The following is a 14,805-nucleotide window of genomic DNA, read 5'->3' as shown; positions in this document are numbered from 1 at the left end:
ACGACGCGCGGTGACGTGACGTGCGGTGAGGTGACGCGCGGTGGCGTGACGTGCTTCAGCGGCCGGTGCCCAGTGCGCCGGGGAGCCTCTCCAGCAGGCTCTTCAGGTCGTCGGCGTGCTCCTCCTCCTGGGCGAGCAGGTCCTCGAAGATACGCCTGGTGGTCACGTCCCCGTCGCCGAGCCATTTGACGATCTCGGTGTAGGAGGCGATCGCGATGCGCTCGGCGACCAGGTCCTCCTTGACCATCTCGATCAGGTCCAGGCTGTCGTCGTACTCGGCGTGCGAGCGGGCGGCCAGCGTGCTGGGGTTGAAATCCGGCTCCCCGCCGAGTTGCACGATGCGCTGCGCGATCCGGTCGGCGTGCTCCTGTTCCTCGGCCGCGTGCTCCAGGAACTCCGCGGCGACCGTCCCGGCGTGGATCCCGGTGGCGGTGTAGTAGTGCCGCTTGTAGCGGAGCACGCAGACGAGCTCGGTCGCGAGCGCCTCGTTGCACACCTGGATCACCCGGGGCAGGTCGGCCCCGTAGGCGGCCGTGATCGGCCCCTTGTCGATTTCCTCCCGCGCACGCTCGCGGATCTCCTTGATGTCTGCCAGGAATTCAGCCATGCGCCTGCCCCTACCCGCGAATCGCCGGCTCATCGCTCCTTCTCCGCCGCCCCGCACCGTGCCTTACCGGGTCATGCGGTGTCATGCGGTGTCATGCCGGGCCCCCTCTCCCCGTGTCGTCCTCCGCTTTCCGGCGGGAGGCCGGCGGGCGGTGTCCTCGGTCACGGTTTCCGTCCGCACCTGTTCGGAACGTCGCTTTCCGGGTAGCCGTGGGGCGACATGGGCACAGCGACGAAGGTTCCGCAGACGCGGAGCATGAACGGTGAAGAGCTCTCCGCCGACCACGCGTGGGTCGCCCTGCGCAAGTACGGCCGCTGGCATCTCGTCCGCGACTCTTTCACCAGGTTCCGGTACGGCGACGGCATGACCAACTCACGGGCGCTGGCCTTCCAGATCTGCCTGTCGATCATTCCCGGGGCCATCGCCCTGGTGGGCCTGAGCTCGGTGGTCGACCAGGAGGCGCTGGGCCGGGTGCTGGAGCTGGCCCTGAGCCAGCTGGCGCCGGGGGCGGGGGCCGCGGCGGTCGAGGACGTGCTGGCCGACAGCCACCGCCAGGCCGGCCGCGCCGGGGGCACCCTGGCGCTCTGGTTCGGTCTGGTCACCGCCCTGGTCTCGCTGACCAGTGCCATGGCCCAGGTCGAGCGGGGGGCCAACCGCATCTACGGCGTCGAGCGGGACCGCCCGTTCCACCGCAAGTACGGCAGGGCCCTGTTCATGGCGCTGACCTCGGGGGCCTTCATGACGGTCGGCTTCGTGGTGATGGTCGGCGGCGGCGCCATCGGCCGGTCCCTGGCCCAGGTCTACGACTGGGACGCCGCGGCGATGCGGGCCTTCACGCTGGTGCGCTGGCCGCTGGGCTTCCTGATGGCGCTGATGTCGACCTCCGTGCTGTTCCGCGCGGCTCCCCGCCGCAGGCAGCCGGGGCACACCTGGCTCGCCTTCGGGGCACTGGTCTCCCTCGGCCTGTGGACGTTCTTCACGCTGCTGCTGGCCCTCTACACGGAGAGCAGCGGCACCTTCGGCGCCACGTACGGTCCGCTCACCGCCGTGATGGCCCTGCTGCTGTGGTCGTTCCTCAGCTCGATGGCGCTCTTCCTCGGCCTGGCCTTCGCCGCGCAACTGGAGGCGGTGCGGGCCGGGCAGGCGGCCCCGGCCGCTCCGGACCCCGGCCCGACCGCCGCGGAGGAGCGGGAGCCGGCGGCCGGGGGCGTCGCCGCGGCGGTGACCGCCGTGACGCGTCGGTTCGCCCGGCTCCGCGACCGGCGTGCGGCCTCCGGGAAGCCTCCGGCCGCCTGACACCCGCGCCGCCGATGCCCGGATCACCTGTTTTAAGATCAACAACCCATAGCGAAATATAGCCATATGCAGTAGAAGAAGGGGGCAAAAGGTGTCGGCACAGGAGCGCAGGCTCGCCGCCATCGCAGCCGCGTCGGCCGACGCCTTCCGCAGCGGCGACTACCACCAGGTGCGGGCGGAGGACGTCGCGGAGCGGATCCGGCTGCCGCGCGGCGGCGAGGGCGACCGGGGCCGCAGCGCCGTCTGGCTCTACAACGAGGTCCGCAGCCGCCGGGTGCTGGTCGCGCTGGCCGTCAAACACGCCTTCGACGAGTTCACCGCGGACGACCCCGCGCCACAGCCGCCGCGTTCCCTGACGGAGGCGCGGCGCCTGGTCACCGCGGCGCTGAGCCGGGTGGCCCGCTTCCACCGGGTGGAACGCTTCATGCTGAGCCAGGTGCGCCTGGGCATCGGCGACATCTCCACATCGGAGAAACGCCCGTCGGCGGGGCAGAGCCAGCCGGTGTGGGAGACCGCCGAGGCGTACGGCGCCACGGCGTCCGCGGGGTGGGAGGGCCGGATCACCGCGTACGCCCCCTACCTGGTGCCCCGCCTGGAGCTCGCCGCCCTCACGGCCGGGCCGCCGCCCGCGGGGTGGGCGGCGGCGAGCGCGGCACGCCTGTCGGAGCTGGCCTTCCGGTCGATCGCGGACGACCCCGACGGTCCCGCCGACCACCAGGCCGCCGCGCTGGCCGCGCACTGGTTCGCCCGCGACCTGATCCCGCTGGCCGGGGAGTGGGCCGAGCGCCTGCACGTCGCCGAGCAGGCCGCCGAGCAGGCCGGACGGGTGGGAACCGCGGCGCGGGCCTGCGCCTTGGAGGGGGTCCTGCAGGTCCTGCTGGACGGCAGCCCGCTGCTCGGGCGGGCGGCGGAGGTCGGTGGCGAGCTCGTCGCCCTGCACGCCGCCGATCCCGCCGGTCGGCGGGCCCTGTGCGACGCGGCCGGCAGGCAGGGCCTCGCCCTGCTGCGGCTGGGCGATCCGGCCGCGGCCCGGGCCGCCTTCGAGCGGTCGCTGGCGGCGGCGCGCGAACTGCCCCCGTCCGACGAGTCGGAGGCGCGCGTCAGCCGGGCCGAGCACAACCTGGCCGAGACACTGGTCGAGGCCGGCCGACCCGCCGCGGGCCTGCGCAGGCTCGAGGAGCTCGGCGCGCGGCGAGCCGCGGGCGTGCCCGCCACCGGCGTCGGCCCCGAGTGGCGCAGGCTCACGCTCACCCGGCAGGCGACGGCCAGAGCCGCCACCCGGGCGGGCCGGACCGTCACCGGGGTGACGCTGGCCGAGGCGGCACTGGCCGACCGCGAGCGGCGTCTCGGCGCGGACAACGTCAACACCGCGTCCGCGAGGGTGACGCTCGCCGAGGCACTGCTCGCCGCCGGCCATCCCGCGCAGGCCCGCCACCATCTGACCGAGGCGATGCGGCTGCGCGCTCAGCACCTGCCCCCCGAGAGCTACTGGCCCCAGTACGACACCGTCCGCCTGGCGGAGATCGAACTGGCCGCTGGCTTCCCCGGTCAGGCCGTACGACTGCTCCAGACGGCGACGTCCGGTACCGGCTGGTTCGCGCGACAGGTCTCCCCCGGGCTGCACGCCGAGGCGACGCTGGTGCGGTGCGCCGCTCTCACCGCGGCCGGAGAGGCCGGGCAGGCCCTCGACGACCTGCGGCGGCTGCCCGACGACCGCAGGACGCTACGGGCCCGCGCCGCCGCCCTGCTGGCCCTGGGCGAGGCGTCGGACGCCGCGGGCGTGCTCGCCGCCCTCGCCGCAGACGAACGCGACGCGGACGACGACTTCCCCGGCCGGGCGGAACGGCTGCTGCTGACCGCCCGCGTCATGCGCGTCCTCGGCCGGGAGGACGACTCTGAGGCCGCGGGTGCGGCGCTCCTCGCGCTGGGTGAGGGCCCCCTGGACCCGTCGCATCCGCTGATCCTGGCGGGCCGGCTGGACCTGGCGCTGCTGCGCGTGGCCGCGGGCCGGATCGACGAGGTGTCGCGGCTCGTGGACCCGCTGCTGGACCGGAGGCCCCTGGCCCACGGCCGCCCGCCGCTGGGTGAGGGGCACCCGCTGCTGGCCGAGGCCCGGTCCGTCGCCGCCCGGGTGGGCGAACCGCTGTGTCACACCCCGGAGGACCGTCTCTGGGAGGACGCCTGATGGAGGGTCGCCGGGTCAGGCTCCGCCCGGCTCTCGTCCGGTTCCCACCCGGCTCCCGCCCGGCGACCGGTGGCGTCCGCGGGCGGCAGACTCCGGTGGGCGGGACCTTGGGGGGCGGCGCGGCATCACCGGGCGGGCGGTCAGCCGTTCAGGGCGGACCAGACGGCCTGCGGGGTCAGCGGAGTCGCCACGACGCGGCCGGCGATCTCCGGCAGGGCCGCGGCGACCGCGTTGCCGATGGCCGCGGGCGGGCCGATGGTGCCCGCCTCGCCGACGCCTTTCATCCCGCCGGGCGTCAGCGGCGAGGGCGTCCGGAGCAGGACGACCTCGACGTCGGGGGCCTCCCGCGCCGTCGGCGGGAGATATTCGGCGAGCGGCCGCCCGTCCGGGGAGTAGAGGAGTTCCTCCGTCAGCGCCATGCCGACACCCTGGACGACCCCGCCCTTCAGCTGCCCCTCGACGATGACCGGGTTGACCAGCACCCCCGAGTCGTTGACCAGCCAGTAACCCTCGACCTCCACCGCCCCGGTCTCCGGGTCGACGGCCACGGCGGCGGCGTGCGCTCCGTAGGCGTAGGTGTAACCGGAGGGGTCGTAGGAGGCCCGTTCCTCCAGGCCGGGCGGCACGTCCTCGGGCAGGTCCCAGCCTCGCCAGGCGGAGACGGCGATCTCGCGCAGGGTCCGGAAGGCCCCCGGGTCACCCTTGACCCGCACCGCGTCCCCGCTGAGCTCCAGGTCCTGAGGGGCCACCTCCAGCTGGTGGGCGGCGATGGCGACGATCCTCTCCCGCAGGCGGGCCGCCGCCCGGGTCAGGGCACCGCCGCCCACCGCGAGGGAGCGGCTGGCGATGGAGCCGACCGAGGAGTACGGCGTGGTCGCGGTGTCACCGAGGACCACCTCGACCCGTTCCAGGGGCACGCCCAGCCGGTCCGCGGCGAGCTGGGCGAGCGCCGTCCCGATGCCCTGTCCCATGCCGACCACCCCGGCGGAGACGACCACCGAGGCGTCGGGTTCCATGCGCACGACCGCGGCCTCGAAGCCCCCGGCCCGGATGCCGGCCGCCTTCATCGCCGCCGACGGACCCATACCGGTGATCTCCACGTGGCAGGAGAACCCGACGCCGCGCCTGCGCCCGTCGTCCCGCGACCGGACGCGTACCAGGTCGTGCACCGCGCGCAGGGCCCGGGGGTAGTCACCCGAGTCGTACGCCTGCCCGGTCCGGGTGACGCAGGGCAGCTCACCCGGGCCGATCATGTTGCGCAGCCGCAGCTCCACCGGGTCCAGCGCGATGAGCCTGGCCGCCTCGTCGACCAGCCGCTCGCGGGTCCAGGTGATCTCGGGCTGGCCGAACCCCCGGTAGGAACCGGTCGGGGTGGTCGTGGTGACCGCGGCGCGCACCCGCGCACCCGCCTTCTCGAAGCGGTACGGCCCGGGCGCCATGGTCGCCGACACCGCGATCGGCGAGATCCCGACGTTCGACGGGTGGGCGCCCAGATCGCCGAGGATGTCGCAGTGCAGCGCGACGAAGCGGCCGTCCGCGTCGAGCGCCAGGCGGCCCCGGTGCACGGCGTCGCGCGCGGGCAGGGTCGCGGCGAGATGGTCCACGCGCGTCTCGATCCAGCGGACCGGGCGCCCCAGCCGGACCGCCGCCAGGCAGGCGAGCACCTCGTCGGGGTACAGGTGCTCCTTGGCGCCGAACGCGCCCCCGACGTCGCACCCGATGACGCGCACCCGGTGATGGGCGATCCCGAGGGCGTCGGCGGCGTGGTCGCGGACCTGGTGGGGCGACTGGGTCGAGGCCCAGACGGTCAGCTCGCCGTCCCGCCAGGAGGCCACGATCCCGCGCGGCTCGACGGGACCGGGCGTGACCCTGCCGAGCCGGAAGGTCATCTCCACCACGTGGTCGGCGCCCGCGATCGCCGCGTCGCAGTCGGCGCCGGAGTCGCCGACCTCGAAGTCGGTGACCAGGTTGGTCCCCCAGCCGGGATACAGCAGCGGGGCGCCGGGACGCAGCGCCCGCTCCACCCCGACGACGGCGGGCAGCTCGTCGATGTCCGGCCTGACCAGGGCCGCGGCGTCGTGGGCTGCCTCCGCGGTGCGCGCCACGACGGCGGCGAGCGGCTGACCGGCGTAGCGGACCGTCTCCTCCAGCACCGGGTACGAGCTCTCCCGCTGGCCCGGTGCGGGAGAGACGCAGGGCAGCCGGACGCTGGTCGCGTCACCCGGTCCGATGACGTCCAGCACGTCACGGGCCGTCCGCGCGGCTTCGAGTCCGCAGCGCGTCACCCGCCCGTGCGCCACCGGGCTGCGGACGACCGCCGCGTACGCCATGCCCGGCAGGCGCACGTCGGCGACGAAGCACGCCCGCCCGGTCAACAGCCGCGCGTCCTCACGGCGGAGGACACGGGCACCGATGTACGGATGGTGATCATTCATGAACCGATTGTGAGCCTCGTGCCGGCTCCCGCCAAGACCTCCCAGCCGGGAACGGAGGCGCCGGACCTCCGCTCCCGGCGGGACCGTTTTCAGGAGGCCGGCGCGTCGAGAATCGGGATCAGCTGCTCCTCCTCGTAGGTCAGATGGCTTTCGAGCTCGTCGGTGAGCCGCTCGACCTCGGAGAGCGTCAGGGCGGGGTCCGCGTCGTCGGCGGAGATGACCTTCTGCAGGTCGCCGAGGAGTGCCGCGATCCTCTCGTGCTCCAGGCGCAACCGGTCCAGGGCCGGGGCCAGTTCGGGGTGGTGCTCGGCGAGGTGGGGGAACATCCCGGCGTCCTCGTTGGTGTGGTGGTGGTGCAGCCCCCGGCAGAGGGTCAGGCAGTTCACCCGGAGCTGGGCGCCCAGCCGGGGGCCCGATTCGGCGACCTCCTTGCGGATCAACGCGAGCTCCCGCCGGAACGCGTCGTGGATCAGCCTGAGGGCCTCGCCCCACGAGGCCGCGTTCGGCGGCCCGCCCGCGACCTGTTCGAGGGCGACCACGGGGATGACGCGTGTCGTCCCGGCCTGGTAGACAGCCCACCCGGGGTCGGCCTCGGCCGCGCGGGCGAAGGCGCGGTCGCGTTCGGCCCCCTCCAGGACGACGGCACGCGCCTCGTAGGTGAAGACGCCGTCCTCGACCGTGACCCGGGGGTCGGCCACCAGGTTGTGGAACCAGTCGGGATGTCTCGGCGCGCCGCCGGCCGAGGCGATGACGAGGACCCGGTCGCCGCCGTCGGGAAGGTAACCGACCGGGGTCGTGTGTGGGACGCCGGACCGTGCCCCGGTGGTGGTCAGCAGGAGCAACCGCCCCCCTTCGAAAGGACCTCCGACCCTTCCCCCGTTGGCGCGGAACTCCTCGATGACCTGCTGGTTGAAATCGTTCGGCATTCTCTGCTTTCTTCTACGGATCGGTGAGCCCGCAGACCGTTCGCGGGCATGACGAAGAACCGCCCGGCGGGCGGGACGGAATCATCACGGGATGACGTGGGCCGTGGTGCGGAAAACAACGGAAGGCACGCCGACGGCTCGGCCGGACCGGTTCTCGAACGGTTCGCGAACGGTTTACGGAACCGGCGGCGGGCCGCATCGCCAGGCGCGTGAAGACGTCGCGCGGAAAGCGCGGAACATGCGGAAAGCAGAGGGGGCGGGCCTCTCGCCCGCCCGGGGCTCACGCCGTGGCCGGGTGCCCTACTCGTGTGTGGCCCATGGCCGACCCGGCAGTCACAGCGCCAACCTTAGCGGTGGGAACGCGTCCCGGCAAAGCCCCCGGCGGTGATCGAATCCGGCGCGGCGGCGACCGGCCCCCGGACCTCACGCCCCCGGAACCGGCCGGGCGGACGGACCGGCGGCGGCGCGGCCGCGGAAGCCGGAAATCAGAAACCGGAGACCCACGTCGGCGGAAACCGCATTACAGCAGGACCCTTTATCGTCACCCCACCGGCCGTAATCGACAAACGCCGTCGACTTCGACTCCGACTGGCGGACCACTTACCGTTGTTCCGCATTCCAGTTTCCCCGTAGGCCTTTTCCCCATATGGTGATGGTGCTCTACACGACTAACGGCCATATATGAACTTTTGACCGGTATGTAGACACCAGTTACAGGGGAGGAAGCCGTGGTCTTCTCACGGTGGAGAACGGTTCGTCTGGCCCTCACCGCGTTGCTCGCCACCACCCTGACCGCCGGCGCGCACGGCACCGCGGCCGCCTCCACCGCCGACGACATCCCCTGGACCACCTCCGCGGACGAGGCGCCCGCGACCGCCCCCGTGGACGGCGGCGCATCGGCGGACGCCACCGCCGGCGAGCCGGACGACCTCGACGAGGACATCCGCTCCGCCCGGTACGTCGTCAACGGTTTCTGGGCCGCGCACTGGCCGGAGTTCTTTCCGGGGAGTTACACCTCTCCCGGGGTTTTCGGGGCCTACGACGGCGCGACCGGAAACGCGCCCACGTGTTTCGGGTACCGCCTTCCCGACGACAACGCGCTGTACTGCTGGCCGCCCTACGACTACATCACCTGGGACGCCGATCTCATGCGCATGGGATACCGGCAAGGCGACGCCTGGGCCTACCTGGTCGTCGCCCACGAATGGGGCCACGCCGTCCAGGCGCGCATCCCCGAAAGCCTGCTGATCCCCCAGCTCGAGCTCCAGGCAGACTGCTTCGCCGGCGCCGCCCTCTTCGGCGCCGCCGAGGACGGGACACTCCACTTCGAACCCGGCGACACCGACGAGATCGCGACGGCCCTGCGACAGTACGCCGACGACACCCCCTGGACGGACGTGAGCGACCACGGCAGTGCCGCCGAGCGCCTGGACGCCTTCGAGACCGGTGCGCGCCAGGGCGTGGAAGGATGCCTGCCTTGACGCGCCGTTTCGACGACGTCGCCAGGTCCGTGGCCGGCGAGGTGGCGCCCGAGGAGGCCGCCTTCTACCCGGTCATCGCCGCCGCGGTGCGCCGGGACCCCGGCCGGATCCTCCGCCCGGCCTGTGACGACCCGCCGGGCGCCGGGGTCGCCGGCACCGCCGCGCTCGTGACGCCCATCGTGATCACGGTGCTCAGCGACGTGGTGGCCGGCCTCCTCGCCGAGACGGCGGGCGGCCACGCCCGGAGGCGCTCCGGGCGGCTCTGGCACCGTCCGGAGAACGGGATCGCTGACCCCTCGACCGAGGTCCCCGTCCTGGAACCCGCCCTCGCCGACCGGGCCGGTCGCGCCGCCGAACAGGCGGCGCTGGACATGAGGATCGGGCCCGGCGCGGCCCTCAGGCTCCGCCAGGCGATGCACCGCCACCTGTCGGGACGGCGGTGAGGGCCGTCGCGGACGCGGCGGCGTGCGCCACCCGGCCGGCCGGGGCCGGAGCGGCGACGGGATCCCCGGCCCCGCCTGATCAGGGTGGACGGGGCGGCCCGGCCGAGGCGGCCCGTCCACCGGGGACCGCTCAGTCGAGGTGGAAGACCTCCTCCAGCGCCACCATGCCCTCGTCGGGGCGGCCGTCGAGGCTCTCGAAGAACGGCGCCATCTCCGCCTGCCAGCGCGCGTTGACGTCGGTCTCGGCCATGGCGGTCCGGGCCGCCTCGAAGTCGTCGGTCTCCAGGTAGCCGACCAGCAGCCCGTCCTCGCGCAGGAACAGCGAGTAGTTGTGCCAGCCGGTGGCGCTCAGGGCCTCCTGCATCTCCGGCCACACCTCGCGGTGGCGCCGGCGGTACTCGTCCAGGCGCTCGAGCCGGACCTTCAGCAGGAAGCAGACACGCTGCATGACGACCGCCTTCTCTCCCGTGCCGCCCGGCTCCCCCGGACGGGGACGCGGATCGCACGCCAGATCGCAAAAACGATTTAAAAACTGAGCTGGACAGTAGGACCAGCCCCAGGGAGGTGTCAATGGCACATGAGCACGGCGTTTCCCGCGCATCCCCCGGCATCGTCGCCGGCACCGGCACCGGGCGGCATCCGGCTCCCCCTTCCCCCGGCTCCGCCGGACGGCCGGGAACCGCCTGCTGATTGTCACGTTTTAAATGCGGATCGTCCAGTACGGCCTCTCGGCGAGCGCGCGGATCGTCCGGGCCCGCCCGGGCATGGACCGGCCACACGGCCTCGGCGCGGGCGTGGGATCCACGGCCTCGACGCGCGATCCGGGTCGCACATCCGGGCCGACACATCATTGACATCAACCTTGGTTCAGGTTTCAGGATGGGGGCGACCGAGGAGGAGATCATGATTCTGATCATCGGAGCGACCGGGAACGTCGGCCGCCATATCGTTCCCCTGCTGCACACGGCCGGTGTCCCGGTGCGCGCGATGGTTCGCGACCCCGGCGCGGCCCGGCTACCGGAAGGAGTCGAGGTGGTCCGCGGGGACCTGGAGCGGCCGGAGACGGTGGAGGCGGCCCTGGCCGGGGTCGAATCGGTGTTCCTCCTCTGGCCCGGGTTCGCGGCCGAGCGCGCCGCGCCGATCGTGGAACTGGTCGCCGAGCACGCGCGCCGCATCGTCTACCTGTCGGCGATGTCCGCGGCGAGCATGTTCCACGGTGAGATCGAACGGCTGGTCGAAGAGTCCGGGCTGGAGTGGACGTTCCTGCGGCCGGGCGGGTTCGCGGTCAACACGCTGATGTGGGCGGACCAGATCCGCGAGGGCGTCGTGCGCTGGCCGTACGCGCAGGCGGGCAGGCCGTTGATCCACGAGCGGGACATCGCGGAGGTCGCCGCCCTCGTGTTGACCGGCGACGGGCACGCCGGAAAGGTCTACGACCTCACCGGGCCCGAGGTGGTGACCCAGGCCGAGCAGGTCCACCTCATCGGGGAAGCGATCGGCAGACCTGTGCGCTACGAGGAATCGCCCCGGGAGGTCGCGCGTGAACACCTGCTCGCCGCCTGGGGGAACGCCGCGTTCGTCGACTCGGCGCTCGATCACTGGGCGAGCATCGTCGCCGAACCGGAGCCGGTCACCCGCACGGTGGAGGAGCTGACCGGCGCCCCCGCCCGCACCTTCCGGCAGTGGGCGGCCGATCATGCCGCCGACTTCCGCTGAGCGAGGCGAGGCGAAGCGGGGTGAGGCGAGGCGGCCCCGGACCCCGCCCGAGATGGGGGCGTGGTCCGGGGCCGGGTGAGGACCGGCGGGTGTCCGCGGGACACCGCGGGAGCGGGTGTCCGCGGGACACCGTAGGAAGGTCAGGCGGCGCCGTCGGCGCTACGCTCCTCCCCCGTCCCGCCGGACTCCCCGGCCGACAGCGTCACCGTCGACTGCCGGGTGACCCCGTTCACCGTGACCGAGACGACGACCTGGCCGGGACGCAGCGCGGTGAGCGTTCCGGTGACCGGGTCCAGGACGGCGACGTGACGCCTCTTCGCCCCGGCGCGGGAACCGATGTGCAGGTTGGGTGATCCCGACCAGTCGGCGGAGACCGGGTGGGCGACCGGCACCGTGCGGCTCCCCTGCGTCAGGGAGGCCGTCACGCGGCCGGGCGTGCCGATCTTCACGGTGGCGGGCGCGGTGAGGGTCAGCCCGTCGACGTGCGGGCGGACCTGCGCGCCGATCCAGTCCGGCGCGTCCGCGAACCAGTTGCGGCGCACCTTCTCGGCCTCCCGCTCGCTCACCGGGTCGACGCCCCACAGCGACCAGCCGGTGAACCCGCCGTCGTCGGCGGCGGTGGCCGGGTTCTTGCCCGTGTTGCCGTTGACGAAGTACGGCACCGCGTCGACCCGCGAGGCGTGGAAGGTGCCGACGTGGGCACCGATGTAGGCGGCTCCCTTGCCGGTGTCGCGTTGGAAGTCGGCCAGCCATCCCTCGACGAGGGCGGCCTCCTTCCGGTCGCCGAGCTGGCTGCCCTTGCCGGGCGTCGGGTCGCGGGGCGGCACGTGGAACAGCACGACGACCGAACCGATCGACGGGTCCTTCGCCGCGGCGTCCAGCCGCTCCCGGAGCAGCGCCACCTGGTCGAACCCGCCGCCCCGCAGGTTCAGACGTGAGGTGTCGAGGGTGACGAAACGGGTCCCCCTGTGGTCGAAGGAGCGGTAGGTGTCGCCGAAGGCCGCCCGGAAGTTGTCGATGGCGCCGCCCATGACCTCGTGGTTGCCCGGCACGTAGTGGACGGGCAGCTCACCGCCGAGTTCCTCGTCGAGGATCTTCTTCGCCAGCGCGAAGTCCTCCGGTGACGCCTCGTCGACGAGGTCGCCGTTGATGAGCAGGAAGTCCGGCCGGGCCGCCTTGATCTCCCGCAGGGTGCGGCGGGTGCCGGCGACGATGTCGCTGCCGGGGGCTCGCGCGACGAACTGGGCGTCGGACATGACCGCGAACCGCCACGGCGTCTTCGCGACGTCCGCCCCGGAGCGGACCACCGGGTCGGCGAGCCTGGCCGCCGGGGGTGCGGTCACCGACGGCGACACCTTCGCGACGAGCCCGTCGATGACGATCTCACCGTTGTACTTCTGGTCGGCCCTGGTCTCCGCGACGTAGAAGCGCCGCAGCTTCAGCGGGTGGTTCACCCCCGGCGGCACCGTGAACTCCACGAACTTCCAGCCGGTCCAGGTGAGGTGCGGGCCGCGCAGGATCTGTGACTGTCCCTGGGCGTCGTAGAACTCCAGGCTCGGCCACTCGCCCCGGCCCGACGCGTGGATCCACAGGCCGAACGCCTGGGGCTGGCCGGGCACGGTGATCTGCTGGGGCGGGTTCGCGTAGGCCGCGCGCGTCGCCGTCGACTGGGTGAAGTCGTAGGACAGCCGGAGCCCGCCGCCCGTCCGGCCGGGGGCCGCGGTCAGCGAGCCGGTGGCGCGGGCCGCGGCGAACGTCCACGACGCCGCGTCCTCGAAGCCGGCGACCGGCCTGTCCTCGAACCCGACGGTCACCGGCACCGCGGTCTCGGTCTTCCCGGCCCGTACGGTCACCAGGCCGGATCCGGTCGCCTTCTTGGCCTTCACCGAGAAGAAGCCGTGCTCGGTGGCGACGACGTCGAGCAGGTCCCGGTCGTAGTCGAGGCGCGTGTCGGCCGGCTCGATCGGCGCGGAGTTGCCGTTGCGGTCGTAGCCGACCACGCCGAAGGTGCCGGTGGCTCCCTCGCCCGCGAGGCCCACCCGATCGGCGGTGGCGCCGATCCGGGTCAGGGGCTGCAGGACGGTGAGGCCGATCTCGCCCCTGGCGCCGCCGCGTGAGGCGGTGACGGTGGTCTGGCCGGGTACGAGCGCGCGGAAGGTGCCGTCCCGGTCGATCCGTCCGTGCACCGCCCGGCTCGTCCGCCATGACGGGGTCCCGGCGGCGGGCCCGTAGGTCTCGTCGTAGCCGGCCGCGGTGAGCCTGCGGGTGAGGCCGGGGAACACCCGGTCGGGGCGACCACCGGCGACCGGGCCGACGCCGGGGGCCTTCGCCGGGTCGGCGGCCGTCTCCACCCAGAAGCCCTTCAACCGGCCGCTCCCCTCGGGGGCGTAGAGGGCGAGGCCGTTGGGGACGTGCCGCTCACCGCCGTCAGAGGGGCTGTTCTCCACCTGCACGTCGGCGGAGCCCGGCTCGCGGGCGAGCATGGTGGACGAGCCGCCGCCGTCGAGGTTCAGCGCGTCGTGCGCGCCGAGCTCGGCCATCATCGCACCCAGCTCGGTGAGGGTGACGCCCCGGCTGTCGGCCTGGCGCCCGTCCACGGTCAGCAGGAACATCCTGCGGCCGTCGGCGGAGAAGCCCACCGCGGTGCGCGGGTGGGCGGCGGGGTCGGCCGGGGTCTGCGCGACGCCGTTCTTGACGAGGACCACGTTGCCGCCGACGGCCGTCGCGGCCTGGGAGCCGTCGGAGGCCCTGGGCCGGTAGGCCACGTCGACGCGGTCGCCCGCCTTGAGCCCGGCGAGCGCCGCGGCCCCGGCGTCACGACCGAGCAGGATCGTGGTGCCCGCCGGGATGGGGCCGCTTCCGGCCGAGGTCCGCACCTCGGTGACGGTGCCGTCCCGCAGCTCGACCTCGGTGACCGAGGTGGCGCCTTCGACCGCGCGGGCCCGGGTGTAGGACCCCCAGAGGGGGGTGAACAGCCCGATCCCGCCCGCCTGGACGAGCTGGTTGAACTGGGACAGCGTGATCGGGGCACCGCCCGCGGGGGTGGCGGTGCCCTCGAAGTGCATCTGGACGACGCGTCCGACCCCGTCGGCGGTGACCGCGACGGCGTTGTGGTGACCCGCGACGGGGCTCTGCACGAGCCGGCCGTCGTGGACGCCGACGCCCTGGGCCGCGCCGGAGTTGTTGATGTCGAAGAAGTCGCCGTTGACCGCGGCTACGGCCCTGGCCCGCCGGGCGGGCCCGGAGAGCGGCTCGTCCTTGGTCACCTCACCGGAGTAGAGGTAACCGGCCCGCGCGCCTCCGCCGAGGTCGGCGGAGATCGCGTCGGCGCGCAGCCAGCCCGCGCTGTCGTAGCGGTCGAAGGAGGTGAGTGTGACGCCCGGCGCGACGGGCCGGGTCTTCTTCGCCGTCTCCAGGTGCCGTGCGGCGGGGGCGACGAGCAGGGTGGAGAGGTCCGTGGAGGACGACGCCCGCGGCGCGTCCTCCACGAGCGCACCCGGCGCGGGCTCGGGGGAGGCGGAAGCACGCGGCGCGGGTGTTCCGGGCGGCGGTTCGGCGAGCGCGGCCCCGGTGGAGCCGAGCGCGAGCGTTAGGGAGAGCACGGCCGTGGCCGTGACACGCAGATGCTGACGTGGTGACACCAGCGAACTCAACCGCGCGCCGGTTACGGGTTTCCGGACAGCCAAGTGTCATAAAAAGGAATTTTTATCCCCTAG

The 14,805-nt window shown here is 73.4% G+C and carries 10 protein-coding genes; 5 read left to right on the top strand and 5 right to left on the bottom strand.

The window, feature by feature from the left end:
- Nucleotides 1-55: 55 nt before the first annotated feature.
- Nucleotides 56-607 carry a ferritin-like domain-containing protein gene (locus F4562_RS32370; protein ID WP_184547053.1) on the bottom strand — a complete coding sequence of 184 codons (552 nt, stop codon included), beginning with the start codon at nt 605-607 and terminating at the stop codon, nt 56-58.
- A 255-nt stretch (nt 608-862) separates the two neighbouring features.
- On the opposite strand from F4562_RS32370, the gene F4562_RS32365 reads away from it, so the two are divergent.
- Complete coding sequence (locus F4562_RS32365; RefSeq protein ID WP_246473619.1) at nt 863-1,903, top strand: YihY/virulence factor BrkB family protein; 1,041 nt, start codon at nt 863-865, stop codon at nt 1,901-1,903.
- A 91-nt stretch (nt 1,904-1,994) separates the two neighbouring features.
- Nucleotides 1,995-4,088 carry a tetratricopeptide repeat protein gene (locus F4562_RS32360; protein WP_184547049.1) on the top strand — a complete coding sequence of 698 codons (2,094 nt, stop codon included), beginning with the start codon at nt 1,995-1,997 and terminating at the stop codon, nt 4,086-4,088.
- Nucleotides 4,089-4,228: 140 nt separating this feature from the next.
- On the opposite strand, the gene F4562_RS32355 is transcribed toward F4562_RS32360, so the two are convergent.
- Entirely contained in the window at nt 4,229-6,523 is a 2,295-nt protein-coding gene (locus F4562_RS32355; protein ID WP_184547047.1) for a xanthine dehydrogenase family protein molybdopterin-binding subunit, read from the bottom strand.
- Nucleotides 6,524-6,612: 89 nt separating this feature from the next.
- Entirely contained in the window at nt 6,613-7,449 is an 837-nt protein-coding gene (locus F4562_RS32350) for a nitroreductase/quinone reductase family protein (protein ID WP_184547045.1), read from the bottom strand.
- 728 nt (nt 7,450-8,177) lie between these two features.
- Between F4562_RS32350 and F4562_RS32345 the strand changes: the two genes are divergently transcribed.
- Both F4562_RS32345 and F4562_RS32340 read left to right on the top strand, forming a co-directional pair.
- Nucleotides 8,178-8,930 carry a neutral zinc metallopeptidase gene (locus tag F4562_RS32345; RefSeq protein WP_184547043.1) on the top strand — a complete coding sequence of 251 codons (753 nt, stop codon included), beginning with the start codon at nt 8,178-8,180 and terminating at the stop codon, nt 8,928-8,930.
- On the top strand, nt 8,927-9,373 hold the full coding sequence (locus F4562_RS32340; RefSeq protein ID WP_184547041.1) for a hypothetical protein: 447 nt from the start codon (nt 8,927-8,929) through the stop codon (nt 9,371-9,373). Before F4562_RS32345 ends, F4562_RS32340 begins: the two co-directional genes overlap by 4 nt.
- A 130-nt stretch (nt 9,374-9,503) precedes the next feature.
- Here F4562_RS32340 and F4562_RS32335 read toward each other — a convergent pair whose 3' ends face one another.
- Nucleotides 9,504-9,821 (bottom strand): L-rhamnose mutarotase, encoded by a 318-nt coding sequence (locus tag F4562_RS32335; protein ID WP_184547039.1) that lies wholly within the window; start codon nt 9,819-9,821, stop codon nt 9,504-9,506.
- Between the two features lie 455 nt (nt 9,822-10,276).
- On the opposite strand from F4562_RS32335, the gene F4562_RS32330 reads away from it, so the two are divergent.
- Complete coding sequence (locus F4562_RS32330; RefSeq protein ID WP_184547037.1) at nt 10,277-11,089, top strand: NAD(P)H-binding protein; 813 nt, start codon at nt 10,277-10,279, stop codon at nt 11,087-11,089.
- A gap of 140 nt (nt 11,090-11,229) precedes the next feature.
- Here the strand turns inward: F4562_RS32330 and F4562_RS32325 are convergent, their stop codons facing one another.
- Nucleotides 11,230-14,730, bottom strand: coding sequence for a phosphodiester glycosidase family protein (locus F4562_RS32325; RefSeq protein ID WP_311734245.1), 3,501 nt, complete (start codon nt 14,728-14,730; stop codon nt 11,230-11,232).
- Nucleotides 14,731-14,805: the final 75 nt, after the last annotated feature.

It is taken from the genome of Streptosporangium becharense (assembly GCF_014204985.1).
In the GTDB taxonomy this organism is placed as follows: Bacteria; Actinomycetota; Actinomycetes; order Streptosporangiales; family Streptosporangiaceae; genus Streptosporangium; species Streptosporangium becharense.
Note: the sequence above shows the minus strand (reverse complement) of the source record. Positions and strands in the feature narration are given on the sequence as shown.

What these genes read in the sequence shown, in the direction of transcription:
- F4562_RS32330 (WP_184547037.1), top strand. Translation starts at nt 10,277, where the DNA reads ATGATTCTGATCATCGGAGCGACCGGGAACGTCGGCCGCCATATCGTT.
- F4562_RS32355 (WP_184547047.1), bottom strand. Translation starts at nt 6,523, where the DNA reads ATGAATGATCACCATCCGTACATCGGTGCCCGTGTCCTCCGCCGTGAG.
- F4562_RS32350 (WP_184547045.1), bottom strand. Translation starts at nt 7,449, where the DNA reads ATGCCGAACGATTTCAACCAGCAGGTCATCGAGGAGTTCCGCGCCAAC.
- F4562_RS32335 (WP_184547039.1), bottom strand. Translation starts at nt 9,821, where the DNA reads ATGCAGCGTGTCTGCTTCCTGCTGAAGGTCCGGCTCGAGCGCCTGGAC.
- F4562_RS32365 (WP_246473619.1), top strand. Translation starts at nt 863, where the DNA reads ATGAACGGTGAAGAGCTCTCCGCCGACCACGCGTGGGTCGCCCTGCGC.
- F4562_RS32370 (WP_184547053.1), bottom strand. Translation starts at nt 607, where the DNA reads ATGGCTGAATTCCTGGCAGACATCAAGGAGATCCGCGAGCGTGCGCGG.